Source organism: Mesorhizobium sp. WSM3862, from assembly GCF_002294985.1.
GTDB lineage: Bacteria > Pseudomonadota > Alphaproteobacteria > Rhizobiales > Rhizobiaceae > Mesorhizobium.
On sequence record NZ_NSGE01000001.1, the window covers coordinates 560,438 to 584,147 of the forward strand.

Genomic DNA, 23,710 nt, shown 5'->3' on the forward strand with positions numbered 1-23,710 from the left:
TGTTCACGCCGCTTACGGGCTGGAAACCGGGCGAGTTTCACCCGAAAGGTCGTGGTCCGTTCAACTCGTCCCACCTCTGAGTGGGACTACGGGAGACGCCTTTATGGATGCCGTCATCAAGAAACTCATGCCCCCTTCCTCCTATATGGAGAAGCCTGTCACCGATCGCCCAAGCGAGGCCGAGGTCCAGGCCGCCGTGCGCACGCTTTTGCGCTGGACCGGCGACAACCCTGATCGCGAGGGCCTTGTCGACACGCCGAAGCGCGTCACCAAGGCTTTTCGCGAGATGTTCAACGGCTATGACATGTGCCCGGCCGAGGAGCTTGGCCGCACTTTCGAGGAAGTGGCCGGCTATGACGATCTCGTCATCGTCAGGGACATCAAGTTCCACTCCCATTGCGAGCACCACATGGTGCCGATCATCGGCAAGGCGCATGTCGGCTACCTGCCGGACGGCAAGGTCGTGGGTCTGTCCAAGATCGCGCGCGTCGTCGACATCTTCGCCCATCGCCTGCAGACGCAGGAAGCGATGACGGCGCAGATCGCAGGCGTCATCCAGGACGTGCTCAACCCGCGCGGCGTCGCCGTCATGATCGAGGCCGAGCATATGTGCATGGCCATGCGCGGCATCCGCAAGCAGGACTCGACCACGCTCACCTCTACCTTCACCGGCGTCTTCAAGGACACGCCCGAGGAACAGGTGCGCTTCGTCACCATGGTGCGTGCCTGATCGCCGGCTGCTGCCGGCCTTCAGACCATGGTCCCGAAAAGCGGGACCCGGTTTTCGGATAAGATCATGGTCCAACAAAAAGACGAACCGGCAATGTCGGCACTGCAATTTCCCAAAGCCCCGGCAGACAAGAAGGCGCTGGAGGAAGGCACCGTCCTTTCTCCGCGCTTCGATGCTGCCGGCCTCGTGACCGTCGTCGTCACCGACGCCGGCGACGGCATGCTTTTGATGGTCGCGCATATGAATGCCGAGGCGCTGGCGCTGACGCTCGAAACCGGCATCGCCCACTACTGGTCGCGTTCCCGCAACGCGCTGTGGAAAAAGGGCGAGACGTCGGGCAACGTCCAGCGCGTCGTCGAGATGCGCACGGATTGTGACCAGGACGCGATTTGGTTGAGCGTCAAAGTATTGGGCCAGGACGCAACTTGTCACACCGGTAGGCGTTCCTGCTTTTATCGGACGGTGGGGCTCAGCGACGGCAAGGCGGTGCTTGCCGACGATGGCAGCAAGCCGCTGTTCGATGCGCAAGAAACGTATCGGAAGCCGGTGTGAACCATTCGATATTCACAAACCACTCATATTCACTATTCTCAAACATCCTTGTGATAGAAGGGACACGGGACAAGGGAGATCATGATGCTCGAATGGGCGTCATTGCGCAGCAGACCTGACGTTCAGGAGGCCAACGGCCTTGCATCGTCCGGCGGCGTGCTCGATCCGAAATCGGCGAAGAAGATGGGCATCTCGCTGGCGCTCGGCGGCGGCTGTGCGCGTGGCTGGGCCCATATCGGCGTGCTGCGCGCGCTGGACGAAGCCGGCATCGAAGTTTCGATGATCGCAGGCACGTCGATCGGCGCGCTGGTCGGCGGCTGCTATCTTGCCGGCAAATTGGACGAACTGGAAGAGTTCGCCAGAAGCCTGACCAAGCGGCGCCTCTTCGGACTGCTCGATCTCAATCTGCGCGGCAGCGGCCTGTTCGGCGGCATGAAGCTCGATGCGCGGCTGCGCGAACATGTCGACGGTATCCGTTTTGAGGAACTGTCGAAGCCCTTCGTCGCCGTCGCTTCCGAAATCCGCACCGGCCACGAAATCTGGCTGTCGAAAGGTTCGCTCATCACCGCCATGCGCGCGTCCTACGCGTTGCCCGGCGTCTTCGAGCCCGTGAACTGCAACGGGCGCGTGCTGGTCGACGGCGCGCTGGTCAATCCGGTGCCGGTCTCGGTCTGCCGTGCTTACGAGCAGCCGCTGGTCGTTGCCGTCAACCTCCACTACGATCTGTTCGGGCGTGCCGCGGTGATCAAGCACAGCGCGGGCGAACTCGTCATCGAGAACGACGCGCCGCGTCCCGGTCAGGTCAATCCCCAGCACCCGCCGCACCAGACCCGCCTCGGCATCACAGGCGTCATGGTCGAGGCCTTCAACATCATCCAGGACCGGATCTCGCGCGCCAGGCTCGCCGGCGATCCGCCCGACATGTCGCTGCAGCCGAAGCTCAGCCATATCGGACTGACCGAGTTCCACCGCGCCGACGAGGCGATCCGCATCGGCTATCAGGCGACCATGTCCCAGATCAGCGAATTGCGGCGGCTGCAGACGGTGCTCGCCTGATCCGAAGCGTCAGTCAAGCAATCGCGGCATCTGTGATGCGGAATTGCACTGAGCGGTTGCCGTTCCAGTAATTGCCCGACAGCGAACCGGCTATATGCACGGTCTTGCCCCTGTTCTTGAACAGGAATTCGCCAAGCGCGGTGTCGACGGCGCGGAACGCGATCGCCTGGAGGCTGCCGCCGCTTTGCGACTGCAGGTCGGCCCGGATGTGGTTGGTGCCGATCGGCCGCGCATCGATGAGTCTGTGCCGCGGCAGCACGAACACCGGCGCGATGTGTCCGGCGCCGAACGGGCCGGCTTTCTCCAACGCGTCGAGAAGAGCCAGCGTCGCGCCCTCGGCGGCTAAGGCGCCGTCGATCGCCAGGCTCTCCTCGCTCTGCAGCCGGAACACATCCGCCGCCGCGCGCTCCTCGAAGAAAGCCCGAAGCGCGCCCAGCTTGGCACGTTCGACGGTGATGCCTGCCGCCATGCGGTGGCCGCCGCCCTTGGCGATCAGCCCGGCCTGCGCCGCCTCGCGCACCAGCCGGCCGAGATCGAAACCGGAGACCGAGCGCCCCGAGCCGGTGCCGATCCCATTGGAATTGAAGGCGATTGCGAAAGCGGGACGGCGCGCATGGTCCTTGAGCCGCGAGGCCAGCAGCCCGACGATGCCGGGATGCCAGCTGTTGCTTGCGGTCACGACGATGCCAGGGCCGGTGCCGCCGGCAAGCTCCGCATCGGCCTCGGCGCGCGCCTGCGCCAGCATCTCCAGTTCCATCTGCTGCCGTTCCTGGTTCAGCCGATCGAGCGTCTCGGCAATGCTTGCGGCTTCAACGGGATCCTCGGTGGCAAGCAGCCTGCTGCCGAGCGCGGCATCGCCGATGCGCCCGCCGGCATTGATGCGCGGCCCGATCAGATAGGCAAGATGGAAGGTGTTGATCGGCTCGCCGATGCGCGAGACCCGCGCAAGAGCCGCCAGCCCCTCATTCTTCTGCTGGCGCGCCACCTGCAGCCCCTTGACTACGAAAGCGCGGTTGACGCCGGTGAGCGGCACCACGTCGCAAACGGTCGCCAGCGCGGCGAGGTCGAGCAGCGAAAGCAGATCGACCGGCGCGACGTTTGGCAAGCGTTCGCGAAGCACCTTCGCCGTCTGCACCAGGCACAGGAAGACCACACCGGCGGCGCAGAGATGCCCCTGCCCCGAAAGGTCGTCCTCCCGGTTCGGATTGACCACCGCATCCGCCGCCGGCAGCGGTCCGCCGACTTGGTGATGGTCGAGCACCACGACATCGGCGCCGGCATCTTTCGCCGCCTCGATCGACACGGCGCTGTTGGTGCCGCAGTCGACGGTGACGATCAGCTTCGCGCCGCGCGAGATCAGCTCGCACATAGCTTCCGGATTCGGGCCGTAGCCTTCGAAGATGCGGTCGGGGATATAGATCTCGGACGGCACCGAAAAATGCGCCAGAAAGCGCTTCAGCAGCGCCGACGACGCAGCGCCGTCGACATCGTAGTCGCCGAAGATCGCCACCTTCTCGCCGGCCACGACCGCATCCGCGATGCGCGCCGCCGCCTTCTCCATATCGGTCAGCGAGGCCGGGTTCGGCAAAAGCTCGCGAATGGTCGGATCGAGGAAGCGCTCGGTCTGCTCGACCGTCACGCCGCGCCCAGCCAGCACCCTTGCGACGATGTCCGGCACGCCATGACCCTGCGCGATGGCCAAAGCGGCCATGTCCTGCCGCTCGGTCAGCCGGTGCTCCCAGGAAACACCGGTCGCCGACTGCCTGACATCGAGGAAGAAGCGTCTCTCGCCCATCATGAGACGCGCCGTCTGCACACCATCCTTCGGCAGATATCAAGATGCGACAGCCCTAGCAATTCCGGGAAAGCGAACCACCCCGGAAAACTGTGGAAGGGCGCTCCGACCGTAATTGCGCGAAAGTGTCTACAAGGACGAAATCAGAACTTTTCCAGATCCTGGTGACGCGCCTTGATCTCGCGCACTGTGCGCGAGGACGAGCGCAGCACGATGGTGTGAGTGGTGATGAAGGTGCGCCCGAACTTCACCCCGCCGAGCAGATTGCCGTCGGTGACGCCGGTCGCCGCGAACAGCACGTCGCCGCGCGCCATGTCCTGCGCGCGATAGACCCGCTTCGGATCCGAAATGCCCATCTTTTCGGCCCGTGCAATCTTCTCCGGCGTGTCGAGGATCAGCCGGCCCTGCATCTGTCCGCCCGTGCAGCGAAGCGCCGCCGCGGCCAGCACCCCTTCCGGCGCGCCGCCAGTGCCGAGATAGATGTCGATGCCGGTCTCTTCCGGATCGGTGGTGTGGATGACGCCGGCGACGTCGCCGTCGCCGATCAGCCGGATGGCGGCGCCCGTGGCCCGCACCGCGTCGATCAGCTTGGCATGGCGCGGCCGGTCGAGGATGCAGGCGGTGATGTCGGGCACCGCCACGCCCTTGGCCTTGGCGAGATTGGCGATGTTCTCGGCCGGCGACGCGTCGATGTCGATCAGGCTGTCCGGGTATCCCGGCCCGATGGCGATCTTGTCCATGTAGACGTCGGGCGCGAACAGCAGGCTGCCCTTTTCCGCGATGGCGATGACGGCAAGCGCGTTGGGAAGGTTCTTGGCGCAGATCGTCGTGCCTTCGAGCGGATCGAGCGCGATGTCGACCGCCGGGCCTTTGCCGGTGCCGACCTCTTCGCCGATATAGAGCATCGGCGCCTCGTCGCGCTCGCCCTCGCCGATGACCACGGTACCCTTGATGGCCAACCGGTTGAGTTCCTGGCGCATCGCATCGACCGCGACCTGGTCGGCGGCCTTCTCATCGCCGCGACCGCGCAGCCTGGCAGCGGCGACCGCTGCCCTTTCGGTCACACGCACCACTTCCATGGTGAGGATACGATCGAGGCCGGCTACGATGTTTTGGGCCATGTTCATGGATGGGCATTCCTCGTTGAAACTGCGCTTTGCCTCCCGCCAGAAGCGCGCTTCTTCTGGCAAAGCTCCATGACAACGGCAAGACTTGCCATGTCAATTTTTGAAATGGCAGCAATATCAATCGATTAAAGGTGAAGTATGACTCGAACTATTCCGCCCGCTCGATACGGATCACCTGCGGCTTGTCGGTGAGATGGCCGTCCTTGGTGACGCCTTCGACCGCCTTGCGCACGGCCGCTTCCGTTGTCTCGTGGGTGACGAGGATGACCGTCTTTTGCTCTTCGGTTGCCGGCCCGGCGGCCTGCTGGACGATCGATTCCAGTGAAATATCGTTGTCGGCCATGCGCTTGGCGATCGCCGCGAAGACGCCGATGCGGTCGTGCACGGTGAGCCGGATGAAATAGCCGCCGGCATGGCTGCGCATCTGCGCTTTCCTGTAGGGCTTCAATTCCTTCGCCGGCCAGCCGAAGACCGGCCCGTGCTGGAAGCCCGGCCGGCTCTTGGCGATATCGGCAATGTCGCCGACCACCGCCGAGGCGGTGGCATTGCCGCCGGCGCCGGGGCCGGAGAGCAAAAGCTCGCCCAGGATGTCGGTCTCGATCGCCACGGCATTGGTGACGCCATGCACCTGCGCGATGACCGAGGCCGTCGGCACCATGGTCGGATGCACGCGCTGCTCGATGCCGCTGTCGGTGCGCTGCGCGACGCCGAGCAGCTTGATGCGATAGCCGAGCTCGGCTGCGGCGCGAATGTCGGCCTGGGTGATGTTGGAGATGCCCTCCATGTAAATGTCGTTGGCGGCGATCTTCGTGCCGAACGCAAGGCTGGTCAGGATCGACAGCTTGTGCGCCGTGTCATGGCCTTCGATGTCGAAGGTCGGGTCGGCTTCGGCATAGCCGAGGCGCTGCGCGTCCTTGAGGCAGGCATCGAAAGAGATGCCTTCGGCCTCCATGCGGGTCAGAATGTAGTTGCAGGTGCCGTTGAGGATGCCGAAGACGCGGGTGACCTGGTTGCCGGCCATCGCCTCGCGCATCGTCTTGATGACCGGGATGCCGCCGGCCACCGCAGCCTCGTAGTTGAGCAGCACGCCCTTCTTCTCGGCGACCTCGGCGAGTTGCACGCCGTGCTTGGCCAACAGCGCCTTGTTGGCCGTCACGACATGGCGGCCGGCCTCGAGCGCCGCCTTGACCGATGCACGCGCTGGCCCTTCGTCGCCGCCGATCAGCTCGACGAAGACATCAATGTCGGCCTTCTCGGCCATCTTCGCGGCATCGTCGAACCATTTGGTGCCGCCCAGATCGACACCGCGGTCCCGCTTCGGATCGCGCGCCGAAACCGCTGCGACGACAATGTCGCGACCGCATTGGCGGGTGAGCTCGGCGGCCTTGTCGTTGAGCACGCGCGCCACCGAGGCGCCCACCGTGCCAAGGCCGGCAATTCCAACACGCAACGCTTCAGCCATGTCCGGCGACGCCCCTCAAAGATTGGTCGGTGTGATGTGCGGTAAATTCAGCGGCGCGCGGTGAGCGGCACAACATTGTTGGGCTGCTTGGCGGTCGAGGCCAGGAAGCGCTTGATGTTGCGCGCCGCCTGGCGGATCCGGTGCTCGTTCTCGACCAGCGCCACACGAACAAAATCGTCGCCATGCTCACCGAAGCCGATGCCCGGCGCCACCGCGACGTCGGCGTGCTCGATGAGCAGCTTGGAGAATTCGAGCGAGCCGAGCTGGCGGAACTGTTCCGGAATCGGCGCCCAGGCGAACATCGAGGCCGCCGGCGCCGGAATGGTCCAGCCGGCACGGCCGAAGGAATCGACCATCACATCGCGCCGCTTGTGATAGATCTCGCGCACCTCGGCGATGTCGGCGCCGTCGCCGTTGAGCGCATGCGCCGCCGCGACCTGGATCGGCGTGAAGGCGCCGTAGTCGAGATAGGATTTGACGCGCGTCAGCGCCGCGATCAGCCGCTCGTTGCCGACCGCGAAGCCCATACGCCAGCCGGGCATGGAAAAAGTCTTCGACATCGAGGTGAACTCGACGCAGACATCCATCGCCCCTGGAACCTGGAGCACCGAAGGCGGCGGATTGCCGTCGAAATAGATCTCGGAATAGGCAAGGTCCGACAGGATGATGATGTCGTTCTTCTTCGCGAAGGCGACCACGTCCTTGTAGAAATCGAGCGAGGCGACAAGCGCTGTCGGGTTCGACGGATAGTTGAGGATCAGCGCCAGCGGCCTCGGAATCGAGTGGCGGATGCCGCGCTCGACCGCCGGGATGAAGCCGTCATCCGGTTCCACCTGCAGCGACCGGATGACGCCGCCCGACATGATGAAGCCGAAGGCGTGGATCGGGTAGGTCGGATTGGGGCACAGGATGACGTCGCCGGGCGCGGTGATCGCCTGCGCCATGTTGGCAAAGCCCTCCTTCGAGCCGAGCGTCGCCACCACTTGCGTGTCTGGATTGAGCTTCACGCCGAAGCGGCGGGCATAGTAGTTCGCCTGGGCGCGGCGCAGGCCCGGAATGCCGCGCGAGGACGAATAGCGATGCGTGCGTGGATCGCGCACCACTTCGCATAATTTGTCGACGATGGCCTTCGGCGTCGGCAGGTCCGGATTGCCCATGCCAAGGTCGATGATGTCGGCACCGCGCGAGCGGGCGCTGGCCTTCAGCCGATTGACCTGCTCGAACACGTAAGGCGGAAGCCGGCGGACCTTGTGAAATTCTTCCATTGGAGTTCCAGACGAGCAAAGGGGGCGCTTTTCGGCGCGCGATATAGACCTAATTGCAGTTAGGGTCGAGGGCGGGATCGCATTTGCCTTCGATCTGCTTCAGCGCGTCGTCGCCATGCGTCCTGGCGAGCGCGTTCAGCGCTGCCGTATTGGCGGCTGGCTTCGCGCCGCCGCCCTTGGCAAGCTGCGCCTGCTGCTCGGCCTTGAGCTGGGCAAGCTTGGCTGCAGTCTCTTCCTTCGTGAGCTGCTTGGCGGCTACCGGCGGCGGAATGTTGAGGTTCGGATAGGAGCCGGTGTCCTTCGGCCCCTCGGTCACCGCGGTCGGCCTTGCATTGCTGGCGTTGCTGCTGGTCTCGCAGCCGCCCGCGAGCAACGGCGTGCACAGCACCGCGGCTGCGGCGGCGATGCGGCAAATCGAACCGGCGCCGAGAAAATAAGTCCCGCCAAAATTAATCGTCATATTGTTTTCCTGGCAGCCGGGTTAGAGCGTGTTGGACCCGGTCAGATGTCCCATGGTAATATGTCAAGAAAACGCTCCGGGAGGAACCCCGCGAACCATGTCCAAAGCGCCCGATTCGGACAAAGCGGAAAATGGCGGACCTTCGACCGTCGAGCAATATCTGGTGAAAGATCCCGAACGCTTCGCGTTGAACATGGCGCGCATGATCGAGCAGGCCGGCAAGGCGGCCTCCGCCTGGGCCGAGCCGCGCGAAAAGGGTGAGGTGCGCGACCACGTCGCCGAACCCGTGGTCGACATGGTCAAGACCTTCTCCAAGCTCTCGGAGTACTGGCTGGCCGACCCGCAGCGCGCGCTTGAAGCCCAGACGCGGCTTTTCGCCGGCTACATGACGGTCTGGGCGAACGCCATCCAGAAGGTCAGCCCCAGCTCCAACGCCGAAGCCCCCGAGGACGCGGTCAAGCCCGAGCGCGGCGACAAGCGCTTCCAGGATCCGGAATGGGGCCGCAATGCCTTCTTCGACTTCCTGAAACAGGCCTATCTCGTCACCTCGCGCTGGGCCTCCGATCTCGTCGATCATGCCGAGGGCCTGGACGAGCACACCCGCCACAAGGCGAGCTTCTACGTCAAGCAGGTTTCCAACGCCATCGCGCCGTCGAATTTCATTCTGACCAATCCCGAGCTGTTCCGCGAGACCGTCGCCTCCAACGGCGAGAATTTGGTGCGCGGCATGAAGATGCTGGCCGAGGACATCGCCGCCGGCAGGGGCGACCTGAAGCTGCGCCAGGCGGACTACGCGCCGTTCGAGATCGGCAAGAACATTGCCACGACACCCGGCAAGGTCATCGGCCGCAGCGATGTCGCCGAGATCATCCAATACGATCCGACGACGGAGACGGTGCTGAAGCGCCCCCTGCTCATTTGCCCGCCGTGGATCAATAAATACTATATCCTCGACCTCAACCCGCAGAAATCCTTCATCCGCTGGGCAATCGAGCAGGGCCACACGGTCTTCGTCATCTCCTGGATCAACCCGGACGAGCGCCACGGCGCCAAAGGCTGGGAGGCCTATATCCGCGAGGGGCTGCAATATGGCCTCGACATGGTCGAGAAGGCGACCGGCGAGAAGGAGGTCAACGCCATCGGCTATTGCGTCGGCGGCACGCTATTGGCCGCGGCGCTCGCGCTGCTGGCGCAGGAAGGCGACCACCGCATCAGATCGGCGACCTTCTTCACCACTCAGGTCGACTTCACCTATGCCGGCGATCTCAAGGTCTTTGTCGACGAGGACCAGGTTGCCGCGGTCGAGCGCTCGATGAGCGAAAAGGGCTATCTCGACGGCACCAAGATGGCGACCGCCTTCAACATGCTGCGCTCGGGCGACCTGATCTGGCCCTATGTCATCAACAACTATATGCGCGGCAAGGACCCGCTGCCCTTCGACCTGCTCTACTGGAATGCCGATTCGACCCGCATGGCGGCGGCCAACCATTCCTTCTATCTGCGCAATTGCTATCTCGAGAACAATCTCTCCCGCGGCACGATGGAGCTTGCCGGCCGAACCGTCTCGCTGGCCGACATCACGATCCCTGTCTACAACCTCGCCACGAAGGAAGACCACATCGCGCCGGCGCTTTCGGTGTTCCTCGGCTCGAGCTATTTCGGTGGCGACGTCGAATATGTCATGGCGGGCTCCGGCCACATCGCCGGCGTCGTCAATCCGCCGGCGGCGCACAAGTACCAGTACTGGACCGGCGGCAAGCCGGTGGGGGATTTCAGCACCTGGTTCGCCGGCGCGCACGAGCATGCCGGCTCATGGTGGACGCACTGGCAGCACTGGATCGAAAGCCAGGACAACATCCATGTGCCCGCCCGCAAACCGGGCAAGCGTATGAAAACCTTGGGGGACGCGCCGGGCACCTATGTCAAGATGCGTGTGTAACCGGCTGTAATGTCTGGTGAGTTGACGGGCCGCCCAAACAGGGCGAAATGGTGATGTTAATCGTTTTCGTAGCCTCAGCTCGCCTGCAGACAAACAATAAATCCGAGGCTTTGCAGATCGATACAGATCCCGTTTCCGGTTCGGGAACAGGAGGTCGCCGCCAGAGGTACTGGAGTGCTGCGGCGACGATGTACGGACCGGATGCCGAGGGGGAATTTTATTTTGAAATCAGCAGGTTGGCGCCTCGCACGAAGGGAAAGCCGCAGCATCGTGGCAGCGCTTTTATCCGTGCTTCTGGCCTCCTGCACCTCGACCGGCGACCCGACGATGTCGGTCGTCACGCCCGCCTACAATTCAACCGCCACAGAGATGAGCGCGGCTTCCAGCGCCCAGTCCGAGGCGTCGGCCGATTCGACCTCGCAGGCGGCGTCGACCTCCCCGGCATCCCCAGAGGCGGCATCGACCGTGATGGGCGAAGACGACAAACCGTTGCCTGAAAAAGTCGCCTATTTGCCGGAAACCCGGCCCGGAGCAGCCTTCCCCGCGGTAGCGGTTCCTGCTGACGCCGGCTCGATCGCCGGCAACACGCCGCAACCGCTGGTACATCCGCCGCAGACGGCAGAGGAGACGAAAGCGGCCGCCAACAAGGTTGCTGCCGGCGATGCCGCCGCGGTCGCATCGCAAGCGCAGGCGACCGTGCAGGCGATGAGCAAAGGCGTCTACGTGACAGCGGGCGAGCAGCAGCCGATCGCCGCGCCGAAGAAGGGGCTGTTTGCTTCTCTGTTCAGCACCACGCCGGCCTCGGCCGCGCCTGCCCCGCTGATCAACACGCGCTCCAGCGACCAGCCCGCCGCCCAGGCCAAGACCACGTCGCCGGCGACAAAGCCGATCGTCACCCTCGCCTCCGCGACCCCGGGCGACAAGCCGGTGCAACTGGCTTCCCTCGGTGACGACAGCAGCAACCACATCACCGGCGCCGATGCCTTGCCCGGCGTGCGCCAGACGGCGCTGTTCGAGATCAAGCGCAAGTCCGGCATCGACGACGAGAGCGACGTCGATCTCAACGAGGACGAAGGCGGCGGCTCCTACCAGGTGGCGTCGGCCGCCGGTATGGCAAGGCTCGCGCCCAACGGCCTCTTGAGACAGAACGAAAGTGTCGACGTCGCCTGCCTGAAGCCTTCGCTGGTGCGCGTGCTGAAGACGATCGAGGGTCATTTCGGCCGCAAGATGATCGTCACCTCCGGCTATCGCGACCCAGCCCGCAACCGCCGCGCCAACGGCGCCAAGAACTCGCTGCACATGTATTGCGCTGCCGCCGACATCCAGGTTCCCGGCGTCTCCAAGTGGGAGCTGGCGAGCTATGTGCGTTCGATGCCCGGCCGCGGCGGCGTCGGAACCTACTGCCACACCGAATCCGTCCATGTCGACGTCGGCCCCGAGCGCGACTGGAACTGGCGCTGCCGCCGGCGCGGCGGCGGTGGCGACAACTGAGCGGCTTACCTGCCTTCAATCGAACTGTTTCCGGTTGCCAAACATGCGTTTTGCAGGCTCGCGAAAAAAGTTGTCGCATGTGGCGGCAGATGGGTTGCCGGTTGCGAACAACGCAATTATAAGCCGCTTCGTCTGAGCGCGCCCATCGTCTAGCGGTTAGGACACCGCCCTTTCACGGCGGTAACAGGGGTTCGATTCCCCTTGGGCGTACCAGCAAATGTCAGGGAGTTAGCACCCTCTCCCGGCAAATCATCCAATAAGCGTCAAATAGCGACTGCGTATTACGGCCGACGGTGACCGCGAAATGGCCCGCTCTGAGAATCCGTGGCGGCTCCTGTCATCCGTTCGCGCTTTTCATAACGTGAACGCCTTCCAGCGCTCCATCGAGCCAGACATTATGGCTCAAGGAGTGCGAAACCATATAGCGCCCACAACTGCTCACATTCTCTCGCCCTGAGGCTCGGTGTTCCTGCTTTTCCGTAAAACACCATCGCTCCGCGAACTCCGTATCCAAGCACGGATGCATTCGCAACGAACTGGATAGCTTGCCCCAGGCGCATGGTGCCGATCTTGGCATCAGTCTTGTTGGCGAGGTCGACGACTCCAAGGATCTCAGCGTCAGTGTTCCTGGCTTCGAGAACGGCATCCGAAGTCGCACTGGTGACGCTAAAAGGCATCGTATTAGCCTCTGCTAATAATAACAGTGAACTAACGCGTCTTGTTCCCGAGGATCGACAGGCCCGGCCACCGAGGTCGCCGGGAATTGCCTCGTATTTTAGCGACATCTGAAACAAAGGGATTTCGCGAGCGTTTAAAGCTCCACAAAGGAGCTTCGACGATGGACCCGGCTACGGCAGCGGTGATGGTTTTGCTTTTGTGCAGCCCAGGCGAGGCTTCGATCTGCAAACCGCTTAATACGGCGCCTCGGGTTTTCGCCTCCCTCAACGAATGCCGTGCCTCATTGGCAGCTGAACTCGCCGGCGCTCCTAGCGGAAGAATGGTCGGCCGATGCCAGGTGGTCGATCCGACCGTCACGGGCTCTTTGCCAGCCGGCTATACGACAGTTACGGTTACGCGCGGCGACAGCAATGTCAGGTATATTGTTCCGCACAAGGAATAGCCGGGCCACCTGAGCAGCCGAGCATCGTCCGAAGAGTATCGATCAGCAGCCCGTCTGCTTCCTCCGCGAAACATTCTCCACCCGAACCAAGACGAAGCCAGTGGCGTCGGTCGATCTCAATCCGGTAGGAATCGCCGTGCAGGGTTTCCATCGTATGGGCCAGGAATCGCGCAGCAAGATCGACTTGGGCCAGCTTCGCCTTGACCTCTGCGTCGGCGACGGCATCGGCACGCTGCGGAATTGTCCTCCTGCCGAACAGGCGGCTTGAGCCGGCTCTACGCTGAATTTCGTCAGATACCGCCCCAAGTGTTGGAAGAAAGATACTTGGTGGTCGGCATAACTGCCCAGCCAAGATCCATTTGCATTTCGCGTGGCGGGCCGTTCAGCATCCGCGTCGCTTTTTGGGCATCATGCGCATATTTCAGGGCCGCTCCCATGCGGTTGAGCGTTTTTAAGATCGGCATGGCTCATCATCCTTCCATGTGCCGAAGCCGTCCCGCGAGCGATCTTCGGCTGCTTTCGATCGGTACTAGATGGTCGATGATTGTTTCCGCCGCGTCGCACGCAAGCTCACGGGCTGTAACCAAACAGTTGCCCCTGAAACGCTCGCACACAACCAAGCTGGTCAGAAGGTTTTGAGGTGATCGGAGTTGTCCCAGGCATCCCACGCACAGGGAGCGTGTGGCGTTGCCTCCTCGAAACAAAGCCGAAATTGCGCGCCATCAGATCGAAACTTGATCGCTGCAAAAACGGCGTCGACCGGCACTGCCGGAAATCAGAGCAAAGGGAAACTCAAATGACCAACATCGTTCGTAATGCAATTCTGGCTACTGTCGCGGTTTTCAGCTTGTCCGGTGCGGCTTATGCTCAGCAGCAGACCATCACTTCTTGCAGCAATCACGAGGACTACTGGAACCAGTGCCTGGGTGCCGCAAACAACGGCCACCAGAGCGGCGGCCGCGGACACGATCGCCACTGATTGACGATCGGGTTCTGATAAATGCCTCGTTGGCAAGTTGCCGGCGGGGCGTTGTGCGTTCTGGCAATTTTTTTGACACAGCACGTCGCGCATTGCCCAAGCGTCAGCGGAGCGGGTTCTGAGTTGCACGCCGGACGCATGCAGCCGACGGCTCCGGTGATTGAACAGCACAAATATGCGGTCTTATCGGCGCGGATCCGCTAGGAAGCAGCGTCAAACGCCGGCGCCGCCTTGCCGGTTCTCACCCGCCATACCGCTCAATAATCTTCCTTGGCTATCGTCAGCCCCCGCCCGGCGCCTGGAATGAATTGCGTACGCGCCGGATCGACCCGGAAGAACGGCTCCGAAGGCCTTTCCAATAGGTCCGGCGGAATCGAATCCTCCCCTTGGCGGGAGTTTGATGACATTGTCCGGTCAGAGTCTTGATGTGAGTCCCGCAGATGCCCAAGATGCCTCACGCCGGCCAACGCGTAAGTTTGCCACCAATAGCCGCAGCTCAAAAACCGATATTTGTTGACCGGTCCGGCGAAACTTGCCGGATCCGCACCTTGCGGCCGAATGAAGTGAATGAGCGCTTCACAAGGTGGCTTGCCGATCCAGCTGTCAGCGCCGGGTTGAACATGGCTGGCACGGCAATGGGGCTCGAATCGTTCCGCACGTATGTCAATAGTTTCGACAATGTACGGCGTAACCTGCTGGCGATCCGCCTGCTCGACGAAGACCCGATCGGCTTGATCATGATCGAGATTGATCCACGTCACCGCATTGGGTCTCTGCACATCATCGTCGGGGATAAAGCACAGCGGAAGCTCCAGATTTCAATCGAGGCCACTCGTCTCGCAATCTGGCATCTGTTCGTCGAACGCAGATTGGAAAAGCTGATGTTTGAGCCGCTGGCTCGAAATCAAGCAGCAGTGACAGCTTGCCGGCTTGGAATGCTGCGCCAAGAGGGGACGTTGCTGTCCCACCGACTCGACATAAAAACGGGTGAACGCCTGGATCAGCTTGTCTTTGCGTTGACTGTGGACGAGTTCAAGAAGCGCGTGCGAGTTGTTCCGTCCCTTCCGGTTTTTGAGGGACCCGGCTTGTCGCGCCACTTCGTGCGCGAGACAGCCAAGTCATTCGGCCGCAACCTTTCCTAGTGAATGTCGCGCCCAAAGTGCGCAGCGCTTTTGGGGGACCGACAGGCGTCAAAATCAAAGACTTGAAAGCGGGACGCGCTTTTACTCGCTAGAAGCGGTAGGAAATGCCGAAATTCAAGGTGCCAAACGACGGTTTGAATGTCACCTGATCGGCGCCATTGCCGCCCACGTGAACATTGTTGAACACGTAGTGGACGTATTCTGTCTTGAGCGCCCAATGCGGAGCGAAAGCGTATTCGACACCTGCACCGAATGCCCCGCCGACTTTGGTCGTGTTGACTGCGTCCGCCCCGCCCAAGATTCCGGTTGTCGATGAGGAAGTCCCAAAGCGGGAAACGGCAACGCCGGCTGTGCCGTACAGCAAGAACTGATCCGACGCCAAGAAGCCCGCACGCGCGCGAGCAGACGCTACCCAATCCAAATCGTAATTGTATGCGTGGGTCTTTCCGCCGAAGATCGGGTCCACCACGACATGAGACGAATTCTGGTTGTGAAAGCCCAGGAAATCGAAACTTGCGACGCCGCCGTAGACGAATTGGCCTGCCTGCCAGTCGTGACCGACGTAGACGCCACCTATGAACGCCGTGTCGCTGAAATCCGAACTGCTGACGGCCGAAGGTCCGTCGAACCCGGGATGCGAAAACCCGGCTCCGATCTCCGCGCCAGCGTAATATCCCGTCCAGCTACCGTCCTGAGCGTTCGCTGGCGCTGCCAGCGCAGCCAAGGCGACCGACGCATAGAAAATCTTGATCATGAAATCATCCCCACCCGTAAGCTCACCCATAGCCGACGTGGCAGCGAAATGCTGTAGCGGCGGTACCACACTAGGTTTTGGGGTGCGCTGCCCGATTCATGTTCGATAGTGACAGGCGAGGAAGTTTTCGGACGGCGCCTTTCAGGCATGGCGTATCGGACGTGTGCCGCCGGCGGTTGAGAGGGCACGATAGACAGCACGACGCCCGAAGTCATCGAGGCGTCACGACCGGTCCGCAGATGACTTCGAAGACGCAGTGATACCAAACCGAACGTCTGGCTGACGCCTCGGAACAAATCTCCGTGACCCATAGCTGAAAGCAATCGTGCACTATATTATAACATGGTCGAGGCGATGCGATGTCGAACGTCTACGATCTTGGAAGCGATCTGGTGCGTCGTATCTATGAAAAACGCATAGATGCACCGGCGATTCTTGATGCCTCCACGCATTTTCCCAACGCGACGAAGTTCGCAGCCGCCTGGCAGAGTATTCGCGATGAAGCGCTGTCGGTGCAACTGAACCGGGTGCCGCGTTTTCACGACATCATGCCGGAACAGGCCGAGATTTCGGCCAATGACGGCCTCGATTGGCGCATGTTCGTGCTCAAGGCCTACGACATGACGATCCCGGAAAACCTTGGGAAGATGCCTACCCTCAGCCGGTTGCTGTCCGAGTGCCCCGAGGTCAAATCGGCGGCTGTTTCGTTCCTGGCGCCGCGCAAGCACATCCCGCCCCACCGCGGCCCCTTTCGCGGCATCATGAGATTTCATCTCGGCCTTGTCATTCCGAAACTGGCGGACGGCCGCCCGGCAACGATCATGATGATCAACCATCAGGAAAAGCGGATCGCCGACGGCGAATGCCTGCTGTGGGACGACACTTTCGAGCACGAGGTCATGAACAGCGCCGATCAGGCGCGTATCGCCTTGTTGCTTGATGTGTGGCGCCCGGATATGCCGCTGGACATGGAGATCCTGTCCAGGTTGATCGTTCGAGGCGTGCAGGTGGGAATGCACTACAGAGGGGTATCTTTCGCCGGTTAAAGCGTCACGCTCTCGCTTCGCGAAACCCTCTTGCGCTGCCGCCGCGCTTCAGCGGCAACATCATGTCCCTTGCGAGCAAACCGCTGACGCGGCAGAAGGCCATGAAGGCCCGGCACGCTTCCTCGGCGCTTGCCACATCGACTGTCGCGCCGAAGCAGGCGTTAAACGCGGCGTCATAAACCTTGCCCTGCCGGCGCTTCGGCCAGTTCTGCAGGAAATCGAGCGCCTGCTCGACGCTGTAGATTTCCTCGACCGGCAGGCCGGGCGCGGGCGTGATGCGCACCGGCACCTCGAATTGCAGTCTGTCCATTCCCTGTCTCCCGAACTGGCGAAGTCGGAGCAACGCCGTTCGTTCTGAAAAGTTCTTTGCCCGGTTTTTGACGCAGGAATGTGACCTCAGTGCGGTGCGGGCCCGGCGACTGCCGCGGCAGATCGGCGCTCTGGCCACATCGTTCGACCGGGCGATGCAACCGGCATCGCCCTGTCGAGGTTGCGTCTACTGGTTCGCCGGGTCCGTCTCCGCCTCGTAGGCCATGCGCGAGACCACCATCAGCAGATTGGCGGACGGCACGGCGAAGATGACGCCGAGCACGATCGCCGCCGTCCTTTCCACGCGAAGCGTTGCGGCTACAGCCCAATAGACGGTGCCTATGCAGATGACTGCCTGGACGGCGAGAAACGCGGCTGCCGAAGCAGCGCGCGTGAGTGTCTTGAATGTCTTGATACGTTGCATCGAGAAATGTCCAATGGACACGCGCCACGCAACCTGCCGACAGCCGGTAGCCGTCGCCAGGTCGCGGCGCGCAAGGAATAGTTGAGGTGAGGAAGCTGCGGCCAGCGACCGCCTGACTCAGGCGGTTGGTGGCGCGCGAGGCTGATTGGTATGCGAGAGCGGCGCGGCCACAAAAGCAGGCGTGATGCCGCGCTCCGCCGGCAAAGCCTCGCCAGCGACAAGGAAATCGGATGCGGGAGCGAGAATGCCGGGATTGCCGCTGACGAGCTTTACCGGCAGCGGCCGGCCGGCGCGGGCTTCGAGGGCCTGCGCCTTGCCGGCGATCCTCAGCAAGGCAAGCGTTTCGCCCTGCCGCATCGCGCTGATGCCGGCGCCGCCCGAGGCAAACGCTGTCGAGGCGGAGACCTCAGGCTGGGCGAAGCTCACCAGCGCAAGCGCAAGCAGCGCCATCAGGGCCGAGCACGCGGTCCTGCTTGGCAGCAGCGTCGATCTTGCGCGTTCCGGTGCCGTCAACGGGCGTAAATCTCCTGCATCCTGACCCGGCTACCTCAAGGGATGGTGCAAGGAAAGCTTTGCGACACCCAGACGCGCCCGCCCAGCGAATATTCCCGCGGCAAACCGGTTGCAGGCACTTCGTCCTTGAACCTTGCGGCTTCCAGTGCCAAATCTGAAGAAAATTTCCGCACCGGCTCGCGTCAGGAGCCAACCCGCGAACGGACAAGAATGGTTACCTATCTCGACGCCGCAACGGCCCCCTTGAGAAACACCGGCCAGATCCGCCTCTATGGCGAGGAAGGGTTTGCGGGCATGCGCAAGGCCTGCGATCTCACCGCGCGCTGTCTTGACGAGCTTGTGTCGATGGTGAAGCCCGGCGTCACCACCGAGACCATCGACCGTTTCGTCTTCGAGTTCGGCATGGATCACGGTGCATTGCCGGCCACGCTCAACTATCGCGGCTACACCAAATCGTCCTGCACTTCGATCAATCACGTGGTCTGCCACGGCATTCCTGACAACAAGCCCCTCAAGGACGGCGACATCGTCAACATCGACGTCACCTACATCCTCGACGGCTGGCACGGCGATTCCTCGCGCATGTATCCGGTCGGCACGATCAAGCGCGCCGCCGAGCGCCTGCTCGAGGTGACTTACGAATGCCTGATGCGCGGCATCGCCGCAATCAGGCCGGGCGCTCGCACCGGCGCCATCGGCGCCGCTATCCAAACCTATGCCGAGGCCGAGCGCTGCTCGGTGGTGCGCGACTTCTGTGGCCACGGCGTCGGCCAGCTTTTCCATGACGCGCCGAACATCCTGCATTACGGCACCGCCGGCGAAGGCGTCGAGATGCGGCCCGGCATGATCTTCACCGTCGAGCCGATGATCAATCTCGGCCGCCCGCATGTGAAGGTGCTCTCTGACGGCTGGACGGCGGTGACGCGCGACCGTTCGCTGTCGGCACAGTACGAGCATACGATCGGCGTCACCGATAGCGGCTGCGAGATCTTCACGCTGTCGCCAAAGAAGCTCGACCGCCCCGGCTTGCCGGATTAGTCTGCCGCAGGCAACGGCATCGGCACGGTCTGATGTCCATAACAATTGGCAAGGCGCGCCTAGGCTGGAAGCCCGGCAGTATCACCAAGCCCGGCTCCGGCCAGAAGCGCGGACCTGAGGCACCTGGCTGCTGGCAGCAAGGGTTTGTCGAGCCGTCGGGCAAGATAGACCCAGCTCTTCGTTGTCCCATTTTCACCAAGCGCAGCGGCTGAAAGCTGCACGAGCCGCTCTTCGACAAGATCCTGCTCGATCAACCAAAGTGGAAGCCGCCCCCAACCGATGCCTGCTCTGATCAACGCCAGTTTCGCCTCTTGGCTACCCACCCGCCACTTGCGCTGGGAGAGCACGCCATAGTCGCGGCCATGGGAGCGAGGAGAAGGGTCCATCAGGACGATCTGGATGTGATCGGCCAGCTCTGGCGTACTCACCCGGCCTTTCTTCGCTATCAAGGCCAGAGCGTGCCCAGCACCGACGACCGCCGCCATCGACAGCGGCGCGAGGGAATCGAATTCCAGGCGCGGATCGCGCAGGTCTTCGCCCACCGTTATCGCGAGGTCGACCGTGCCTTGCAGGAGGCAATCGATCGGTTCCCCAAGGGTACCTATCTGCAACCGGACGCCAACCGTCGGATAGGTGGCGTGGAGGGCTTCAAGAGCCCTGCCGACGGCCGGCAATGGAACAAGCGTGTCCACCATCAGCGCAAGCTCGATTTCAATGCCGCTGCCCATACCCTGCGCCTTCGCGCGCAGCAGATCGGCGCGTAGAACCAGCGAGCGACAGTCGTCCAGCAGGGCCCGTCCGTCCGAGGTCAAGGTCGGCCGACGAGTCGACCGGTCGAACAGGACCGTCTTGAGTTCGGTCTCCAGATTGGCAATCGCGTGGCTTACCGCCGACTGGGCGCGACCGAGCCGCATGGAGGCCAGGCGAAAGCTACCCGCGTCCGCCACGGTTAGGAACATCCGCATCTGATCGAGAGTGAGCGCGTCGAGCATGATCGATCAATTAGATCAGAAAGCGCCAACTTTTAGCAATCCCATCGATCGTCCCGATGTGTCATCAGTTTCCTGGCCTGAGACAGGAGAGCGAAGTGACTGAACGGCTCAAGCTCGCAGCGCTGATCGGCAGCACGCGGGAACGACGCTATGGCGACAAGGTCGGACACTGGTTTGCCCAGGAGGCGCAGAGACTGGGCGATTTCGAGCTTTCCCTCATCGATGTTGCAGACATTGATCTGCCCAGCCGGCACTTGGCGGAGCCGACACCGGCGATGAAGGCATTCACGAGTAAGCTCGCCAAGGCAGACGCCTTCGTTGTCATCACCCCCGAATACAATCACAGCATGCCCGGCCATCTTAAGCACGCTATCGACCAGGCTACTGACGAGTGGCACGCCAAGCCGGTCGGCTTCGTTTCATACGGTGGCGTCTCCGGCGGGTTGAGGGCGGTCGAACATCTTCGGCAGGTATTTGCCGAACTCCACGCCGTCACCGTCCGGGACGCAGTAAGCTTTCACGGGGTGTGGGAGCATTTTGCCGATGGTGCGGGCCCGCTCGATCCGAAGCGCAGCTCCGGCGCTGTCGCAACCATGCTCCACCAACTCAAGTGGTGGGCTCTTGCGCTGAAGGAGGCGCGTTCGCGCGGCCCCTATACCGTAGGCTAACACATGGATTCGCAACGCATCATTGCAGGCGCCCTCATGACCATAGCCATGACGCTGGTCGGATCCGGCGTGGTGGCCTCGAAAATCATTGCCGGCGGCATGCACCCTTTCCTCGCCGTTCCCCTGCGTTTCCTGATTTCGACGCCGATCCTCTGGGGACTCGTCTTCCTGACAAGCACGCCGCGGCCGCGGCTCTTGGCAAAGGAATATGTGATTGTGATGATTCAGGCGGCCGCGGGCAGCGCCGGCTATAGCATTCTAATGATCCTCGCCTTGACCTTGACGACGAGTGCCAATGCCAGCGTCATCCACGGCCTTCTGCCTGTGTTGGCTGCCCTCGTTGCAACGTTGGCCTTGAAGGAGAGGCTAGGCGCCAAGCTCTGGATCGCGGTCGGCGCTGTCACGGCAGGCGCACTTCTTGTCAATGTCGCCTCTGCTAAGGGCTTTGGCCTCGATCTGAAGCTGCTAGCGGGTAACCTGCTGGTGGTCCTCGCTGTTTCCGGCGAAGCACTGTTTGCGATCCTGAACAAGAGAATCAGCAAGCCGCTGGCGCCGCTCTATCTCGCGGCGCTGATGAGCAGCATTTCGCTGCTGCTGACCTTGCCGCTCGCCGCCGCCCTTGCCGCGTCTAGCACCGTTGCAGCAGCACCTGCCGCCCTATTGGCGACAGTCTATATCAGCATTTTTCCCACCGTGATCGGCTTCTGGCTCTGGTATTCAGGAGCCGCGCGCGCCAGCGGCGGAGAGGCTGGCGTGTTCATGGCAGTGCTGCCGGTCGCGGCACTCGCGCTCTCGTTTCTTCTTCTCGGCGAGACCATCACGACGATCCACATTCTCGGAACAGCCCTTGTCGTCCTCGGCATCGCTGTTTCGGTCAGCGGGGCAAGAACGGTGAAGAAACAGGCTGCCGAAGGTGCTCATGTTTAACGCTCGCCAATAGGCGATGCAGCCCTCATCGTCACGGCGTCTTGATATGTCCCAGCAACGCTCCCGGCTACTTTCTTGAAATGATCGAGAACCGTTTCGCGTTTCAGAATCATGCTTTAGTCTCTGGCAAAGGTCTTCTTTCGATCAGCGATGTGGGCGGGCGATGGGAAAAGTCGAGGACGAGCGGGCGTTTTTCTCTGAAGCCTGGGTAGAGCCGCCGAAGAAAGAGGTGGCGCCTGTTGAGAAGCCGCACTACCACGGCCATCGTGATCGTCTGCGCGAACGCTTCTTGGCCGGCGGTCCGGACGCCCTGCCCGACTATGAACTGCTTGAGCTGCTTCTCTTCCGGCTGATCCCGCGCGTCGACACCAAGCCGATCGCCAAGGCGCTGATCGCGCGCTTTGGTTCGCTTGCCGAAGTGCTCGGCGCGCCGGCGTCCCTGCTCGAGGAAGTGAAGGGCATCGGGCCGACGGTGGCGACCGATCTAAAAGTCATCGCCGCCACGGCGCAGCGCATGGCGCGCGGCGAAGTGCGCGGCCGCGAGGTTCTGTCGAACTGGACGCAGCTTCTCGATTATTGCCGCTCGGCCATGGCCTTCGAGGCCCGCGAGCAGTTCCGCATTCTCTTCCTCGACAAGAAGAATGGGCTCATCGCCGACGAGGTGCAGCAGACCGGCACGGTCGACCATACGCCTGTCTATCCGCGCGAGGTGGTCAAGCGCGCGCTCGAACTTTCCGCCAGCGCGATCATTCTGGTGCATAACCATCCGTCCGGCGACCCGACGCCCTCGCGCGCCGACATCGACATGACCAAGCAGATCATCGACACGGCCAAGCCGCTCGGCATCGCCGTTCACGACCACGTCATCATCGGCCGCAAGGGCAACGCCTCGATGAAGGGCCTGCTGCTGATCTGACAGTCCCGAAAATCAGCTGGACACCGATCAGGAAATCATCCCCGGGCGGGCACGTCGCGGGCGATGGCTCGATCGAGACGCGTTCACGTTAGTTCATCAAAAGCACCAGAGCGGGATGCAGCTTCTTCAGGTTCGGCAATGATTTCGATTGCCAGGGTATGTCGGGCGTTCCGCGCACGACAAGTCGAACATCGGGATGCTTGCGCACCTCGATGGTAAATTTCGCCAGCAGGTTGATGCCGGAAGAGTTGAGAAAGTGAAGGTCCTTCAAATTGAGTGTGATGGAAGCGGGATTTGAGGCAAGAACACTGGTCGCCAAAGCCGTGATCGGCGCACCCGCCTCGGAACTGGCAAGCCGCATTGCACCGTCGAAAAAGATATCGCTTCCCTCAGTCCACACGCGGTAGTCGTCTGTCTTGATTTCCATATCTGGCTTCGTTTCATCTAGTTGTGAGTTGGCGAGATCGGAATGGAGGCATATGTTTCCAGGCAAATACGGTCGTTTTCATCGGCCGGGCTGAATATCCAGGCCAGGCGTGCGCCATAGTCGCTCATCAACGTCAGCAATCCAAGCCCGGAGCTCCCCACGTCGGGGTTCGCGGCATTCGCCTCAATCCGCTGTATCAGCAGGTCCTTTGGGTCGCCAACCGTGATGTCCGCCAGAAGGCTTTGGAACTCCGACGCGATTTCACCATCGACGTCATTCGACACCTTCAGCTTGAAGCACTCCGAATCCATCGACGCCTCAACCACGATCTCGCCTGGTGCTCGGAACTTGACGGCGTTTTCGATGAGTTCGTTGACCAGATATCCGATGCTATGCCGCACCTCCATGTAGTCATTGCGCGACGACTGAAAGCGCAACGCGAAAAGATCGGCAATGAAGTCCGAGGTCGTGGCGCAATGACGCCAACTCAAGTCGAGAGGTCCGTCGAACAGCCGCACGCGACTGACGCTCCCCTTCATCCCTATTGCAATGTCAGGCGTACCGAACAGCGCTGTCAT

27 protein-coding genes, 1 tRNA gene and 1 pseudogene are annotated in these 23,710 nt (G+C 62.1%); 14 read left to right on the forward strand and 15 right to left on the reverse strand.

All coding sequences use genetic code 11. From position 1 onward, the window contains the following. Positions 1-103: 103 nt before the first annotated feature. The 3 genes from folE to CK224_RS02820 all read left to right on the forward strand — a co-directional run bounded on the left by folE (position 104) and on the right by CK224_RS02820 (position 2,338). Positions 104-730, forward strand: a complete 627-nt coding sequence (gene folE, locus CK224_RS02810) for a GTP cyclohydrolase I FolE (protein ID WP_067000141.1) — start codon at positions 104-106, stop codon at positions 728-730. A 93-nt stretch (positions 731-823) separates the two neighbouring features. Further along, positions 824-1,282 (forward strand): phosphoribosyl-AMP cyclohydrolase, encoded by a 459-nt coding sequence (gene hisI, locus CK224_RS02815; RefSeq protein WP_095780902.1) that lies wholly within the window; start codon positions 824-826, stop codon positions 1,280-1,282. Positions 1,283-1,366: 84 nt separating this feature from the next. Continuing rightward, positions 1,367-2,338: a patatin family protein gene (locus CK224_RS02820; protein WP_067000906.1), complete on the forward strand. Its 972-nt coding sequence runs from the start codon at positions 1,367-1,369 to the stop codon at positions 2,336-2,338. 13 nt (positions 2,339-2,351) lie between these two features. Here the strand turns inward: CK224_RS02820 and recJ are convergent, their stop codons facing one another. From recJ to CK224_RS02845, 5 genes are all read right to left on the reverse strand, one after another. Further along, positions 2,352-4,136, reverse strand: a complete 1,785-nt coding sequence (gene recJ, locus CK224_RS02825) for a single-stranded-DNA-specific exonuclease RecJ (protein ID WP_095780903.1) — start codon at positions 4,134-4,136, stop codon at positions 2,352-2,354. Between the two features lie 140 nt (positions 4,137-4,276). Further along, positions 4,277-5,260, reverse strand: coding sequence for a class II fructose-bisphosphatase (gene glpX, locus CK224_RS02830; RefSeq protein WP_095780709.1), 984 nt, complete (start codon positions 5,258-5,260; stop codon positions 4,277-4,279). Positions 5,261-5,408: 148 nt separating this feature from the next. Beyond that, complete coding sequence (locus tag CK224_RS02835; protein WP_095780710.1) at positions 5,409-6,722, reverse strand: homoserine dehydrogenase; 1,314 nt, start codon at positions 6,720-6,722, stop codon at positions 5,409-5,411. A gap of 47 nt (positions 6,723-6,769) precedes the next feature. Continuing rightward, positions 6,770-7,987 carry an LL-diaminopimelate aminotransferase gene (locus CK224_RS02840; RefSeq protein ID WP_095779221.1) on the reverse strand — a complete coding sequence of 406 codons (1,218 nt, stop codon included), beginning with the start codon at positions 7,985-7,987 and terminating at the stop codon, positions 6,770-6,772. Positions 7,988-8,036: 49 nt separating this feature from the next. Next, positions 8,037-8,447, reverse strand: a complete 411-nt coding sequence (locus tag CK224_RS02845; protein WP_164748201.1) for a hypothetical protein — start codon at positions 8,445-8,447, stop codon at positions 8,037-8,039. Between the two features lie 97 nt (positions 8,448-8,544). On the opposite strand from CK224_RS02845, the gene phaC reads away from it, so the two are divergent. From phaC to CK224_RS02860, 3 genes are all read left to right on the forward strand, one after another. Continuing rightward, positions 8,545-10,386, forward strand: a complete 1,842-nt coding sequence (gene phaC / locus CK224_RS02850; protein WP_095780711.1) for a class I poly(R)-hydroxyalkanoic acid synthase — start codon at positions 8,545-8,547, stop codon at positions 10,384-10,386. A gap of 201 nt (positions 10,387-10,587) precedes the next feature. Then, entirely contained in the window at positions 10,588-11,877 is a 1,290-nt protein-coding gene (locus tag CK224_RS02855; RefSeq protein ID WP_095780712.1) for a YcbK family protein, read from the forward strand. A gap of 138 nt (positions 11,878-12,015) precedes the next feature. Beyond that, positions 12,016-12,090: transfer RNA gene (locus CK224_RS02860), tRNA-Glu, on the forward strand. 182 nt (positions 12,091-12,272) lie between these two features. On the opposite strand, the gene CK224_RS02865 is transcribed toward CK224_RS02860, so the two are convergent. Next, complete coding sequence (locus CK224_RS02865) at positions 12,273-12,554, reverse strand: hypothetical protein (protein ID WP_067000122.1); 282 nt, start codon at positions 12,552-12,554, stop codon at positions 12,273-12,275. Between the two features lie 543 nt (positions 12,555-13,097). Between CK224_RS02865 and CK224_RS31150 the strand changes: the two genes are divergently transcribed. After that, positions 13,098-13,265, forward strand: a complete 168-nt coding sequence (locus CK224_RS31150; protein ID WP_176477831.1) for a hypothetical protein — start codon at positions 13,098-13,100, stop codon at positions 13,263-13,265. Positions 13,266-13,287: 22 nt separating this feature from the next. Here CK224_RS31150 and CK224_RS31155 read toward each other — a convergent pair whose 3' ends face one another. Next, positions 13,288-13,461: a hypothetical protein gene (locus tag CK224_RS31155; RefSeq protein WP_095780714.1), complete on the reverse strand. Its 174-nt coding sequence runs from the start codon at positions 13,459-13,461 to the stop codon at positions 13,288-13,290. Between the two features lie 332 nt (positions 13,462-13,793). Between CK224_RS31155 and CK224_RS02880 the strand changes: the two genes are divergently transcribed. Next, the gene (locus CK224_RS02880) at positions 13,794-13,976 is read left to right on the forward strand and encodes a hypothetical protein (protein WP_095780715.1); all 183 of its coding nucleotides are present in this window, start codon (positions 13,794-13,796) and stop codon (positions 13,974-13,976) included. 213 nt (positions 13,977-14,189) lie between these two features. On the opposite strand, the pseudogene CK224_RS32440 reads toward CK224_RS02880, so the two are convergent. After that, positions 14,190-14,350, reverse strand: a pseudogene (locus tag CK224_RS32440) (two-component sensor histidine kinase); the annotation flags it as partial. 66 nt (positions 14,351-14,416) lie between these two features. Here CK224_RS32440 and CK224_RS02890 point away from each other — a divergent pair. Further along, entirely contained in the window at positions 14,417-15,118 is a 702-nt protein-coding gene (locus CK224_RS02890; protein ID WP_095780716.1) for a GNAT family N-acetyltransferase, read from the forward strand. Positions 15,119-15,206: 88 nt separating this feature from the next. Here CK224_RS02890 and CK224_RS02895 read toward each other — a convergent pair whose 3' ends face one another. Next, entirely contained in the window at positions 15,207-15,872 is a 666-nt protein-coding gene (locus CK224_RS02895) for an outer membrane beta-barrel protein (RefSeq protein WP_176477832.1), read from the reverse strand. 359 nt (positions 15,873-16,231) lie between these two features. Here CK224_RS02895 and CK224_RS02900 point away from each other — a divergent pair, with 359 nt between their 5' ends. Then, positions 16,232-16,918: an aspartyl/asparaginyl beta-hydroxylase domain-containing protein gene (locus tag CK224_RS02900; RefSeq protein ID WP_095780718.1), complete on the forward strand. Its 687-nt coding sequence runs from the start codon at positions 16,232-16,234 to the stop codon at positions 16,916-16,918. A 4-nt stretch (positions 16,919-16,922) separates the two neighbouring features. Here CK224_RS02900 and CK224_RS02905 read toward each other — a convergent pair whose 3' ends face one another. From CK224_RS02905 to CK224_RS02915, 3 genes are all read right to left on the reverse strand, one after another. Next, positions 16,923-17,228 (reverse strand): DUF982 domain-containing protein, encoded by a 306-nt coding sequence (locus tag CK224_RS02905; RefSeq protein ID WP_095779214.1) that lies wholly within the window; start codon positions 17,226-17,228, stop codon positions 16,923-16,925. 186 nt (positions 17,229-17,414) lie between these two features. Further along, positions 17,415-17,651: a hypothetical protein gene (locus tag CK224_RS02910; protein WP_095780719.1), complete on the reverse strand. Its 237-nt coding sequence runs from the start codon at positions 17,649-17,651 to the stop codon at positions 17,415-17,417. Between the two features lie 117 nt (positions 17,652-17,768). Continuing rightward, positions 17,769-18,164, reverse strand: coding sequence for a hypothetical protein (locus CK224_RS02915; RefSeq protein ID WP_245425710.1), 396 nt, complete (start codon positions 18,162-18,164; stop codon positions 17,769-17,771). Positions 18,165-18,374: 210 nt separating this feature from the next. Here CK224_RS02915 and map point away from each other — a divergent pair, with 210 nt between their 5' ends. Then, positions 18,375-19,202, forward strand: coding sequence for a type I methionyl aminopeptidase (gene map, locus CK224_RS02920; RefSeq protein ID WP_067000098.1), 828 nt, complete (start codon positions 18,375-18,377; stop codon positions 19,200-19,202). Between the two features lie 59 nt (positions 19,203-19,261). On the opposite strand, the gene CK224_RS02925 is transcribed toward map, so the two are convergent. Then, positions 19,262-20,194 (reverse strand): LysR family transcriptional regulator, encoded by a 933-nt coding sequence (locus CK224_RS02925; RefSeq protein WP_067000095.1) that lies wholly within the window; start codon positions 20,192-20,194, stop codon positions 19,262-19,264. 95 nt (positions 20,195-20,289) lie between these two features. Between CK224_RS02925 and CK224_RS02930 the strand changes: the two genes are divergently transcribed. The 3 genes from CK224_RS02930 (at position 20,290) to radC (ending at position 22,705) form a co-directional block, all read left to right on the forward strand. Next, positions 20,290-20,862, forward strand: coding sequence for an NAD(P)H-dependent oxidoreductase (locus CK224_RS02930; protein ID WP_095780720.1), 573 nt, complete (start codon positions 20,290-20,292; stop codon positions 20,860-20,862). A gap of 3 nt (positions 20,863-20,865) precedes the next feature. Beyond that, entirely contained in the window at positions 20,866-21,789 is a 924-nt protein-coding gene (locus tag CK224_RS02935; RefSeq protein WP_067000092.1) for a DMT family transporter, read from the forward strand. Positions 21,790-21,952: 163 nt separating this feature from the next. Continuing rightward, the gene (gene radC, locus CK224_RS02940) at positions 21,953-22,705 is read left to right on the forward strand and encodes a DNA repair protein RadC (RefSeq protein WP_095779209.1); all 753 of its coding nucleotides are present in this window, start codon (positions 21,953-21,955) and stop codon (positions 22,703-22,705) included. 88 nt (positions 22,706-22,793) lie between these two features. Here the strand turns inward: radC and CK224_RS02945 are convergent, their stop codons facing one another. Both CK224_RS02945 and CK224_RS02950 read right to left on the reverse strand, forming a co-directional pair. Next, positions 22,794-23,132: a hypothetical protein gene (locus CK224_RS02945; protein ID WP_067000080.1), complete on the reverse strand. Its 339-nt coding sequence runs from the start codon at positions 23,130-23,132 to the stop codon at positions 22,794-22,796. A 17-nt stretch (positions 23,133-23,149) separates the two neighbouring features. Next, the gene (locus CK224_RS02950) at positions 23,150-23,710 is read right to left on the reverse strand and encodes an ATP-binding protein (protein ID WP_176477834.1); all 561 of its coding nucleotides are present in this window, start codon (positions 23,708-23,710) and stop codon (positions 23,150-23,152) included.

What these genes read in the sequence shown, in the direction of transcription:
- folE (WP_067000141.1), top strand. Translation starts at nt 104, where the DNA reads ATGGATGCCGTCATCAAGAAACTCATGCCCCCTTCCTCCTATATGGAG.
- hisI (WP_095780902.1), top strand. Translation starts at nt 824, where the DNA reads ATGTCGGCACTGCAATTTCCCAAAGCCCCGGCAGACAAGAAGGCGCTG.
- CK224_RS02820 (WP_067000906.1), top strand. Translation starts at nt 1,367, where the DNA reads ATGCTCGAATGGGCGTCATTGCGCAGCAGACCTGACGTTCAGGAGGCC.
- recJ (WP_095780903.1), bottom strand. Translation starts at nt 4,136, where the DNA reads ATGATGGGCGAGAGACGCTTCTTCCTCGATGTCAGGCAGTCGGCGACC.
- glpX (WP_095780709.1), bottom strand. Translation starts at nt 5,260, where the DNA reads ATGAACATGGCCCAAAACATCGTAGCCGGCCTCGATCGTATCCTCACC.
- CK224_RS02835 (WP_095780710.1), bottom strand. Translation starts at nt 6,722, where the DNA reads ATGGCTGAAGCGTTGCGTGTTGGAATTGCCGGCCTTGGCACGGTGGGC.
- CK224_RS02840 (WP_095779221.1), bottom strand. Translation starts at nt 7,987, where the DNA reads ATGGAAGAATTTCACAAGGTCCGCCGGCTTCCGCCTTACGTGTTCGAG.
- CK224_RS02845 (WP_164748201.1), bottom strand. Translation starts at nt 8,447, where the DNA reads ATGACGATTAATTTTGGCGGGACTTATTTTCTCGGCGCCGGTTCGATT.
- phaC (WP_095780711.1), top strand. Translation starts at nt 8,545, where the DNA reads ATGTCCAAAGCGCCCGATTCGGACAAAGCGGAAAATGGCGGACCTTCG.
- CK224_RS02855 (WP_095780712.1), top strand. Translation starts at nt 10,588, where the DNA reads ATGCCGAGGGGGAATTTTATTTTGAAATCAGCAGGTTGGCGCCTCGCA.
- CK224_RS02865 (WP_067000122.1), bottom strand. Translation starts at nt 12,554, where the DNA reads ATGCCTTTTAGCGTCACCAGTGCGACTTCGGATGCCGTTCTCGAAGCC.
- CK224_RS31155 (WP_095780714.1), bottom strand. Translation starts at nt 13,461, where the DNA reads ATGCCGATCTTAAAAACGCTCAACCGCATGGGAGCGGCCCTGAAATAT.
- CK224_RS02880 (WP_095780715.1), top strand. Translation starts at nt 13,794, where the DNA reads ATGACCAACATCGTTCGTAATGCAATTCTGGCTACTGTCGCGGTTTTC.
- CK224_RS02890 (WP_095780716.1), top strand. Translation starts at nt 14,417, where the DNA reads ATGCCCAAGATGCCTCACGCCGGCCAACGCGTAAGTTTGCCACCAATA.
- CK224_RS02895 (WP_176477832.1), bottom strand. Translation starts at nt 15,872, where the DNA reads ATGATCAAGATTTTCTATGCGTCGGTCGCCTTGGCTGCGCTGGCAGCG.
- CK224_RS02900 (WP_095780718.1), top strand. Translation starts at nt 16,232, where the DNA reads ATGTCGAACGTCTACGATCTTGGAAGCGATCTGGTGCGTCGTATCTAT.
- CK224_RS02905 (WP_095779214.1), bottom strand. Translation starts at nt 17,228, where the DNA reads ATGGACAGACTGCAATTCGAGGTGCCGGTGCGCATCACGCCCGCGCCC.
- CK224_RS02910 (WP_095780719.1), bottom strand. Translation starts at nt 17,651, where the DNA reads ATGCAACGTATCAAGACATTCAAGACACTCACGCGCGCTGCTTCGGCA.
- map (WP_067000098.1), top strand. Translation starts at nt 18,375, where the DNA reads ATGGTTACCTATCTCGACGCCGCAACGGCCCCCTTGAGAAACACCGGC.
- CK224_RS02925 (WP_067000095.1), bottom strand. Translation starts at nt 20,194, where the DNA reads ATGCTCGACGCGCTCACTCTCGATCAGATGCGGATGTTCCTAACCGTG.
- CK224_RS02935 (WP_067000092.1), top strand. Translation starts at nt 20,866, where the DNA reads ATGGATTCGCAACGCATCATTGCAGGCGCCCTCATGACCATAGCCATG.
- radC (WP_095779209.1), top strand. Translation starts at nt 21,953, where the DNA reads ATGGGAAAAGTCGAGGACGAGCGGGCGTTTTTCTCTGAAGCCTGGGTA.
- CK224_RS02945 (WP_067000080.1), bottom strand. Translation starts at nt 23,132, where the DNA reads ATGGAAATCAAGACAGACGACTACCGCGTGTGGACTGAGGGAAGCGAT.
- CK224_RS02950 (WP_176477834.1), bottom strand. Translation starts at nt 23,710, where the DNA reads ATGACAGCGCTGTTCGGTACGCCTGACATTGCAATAGGGATGAAGGGG.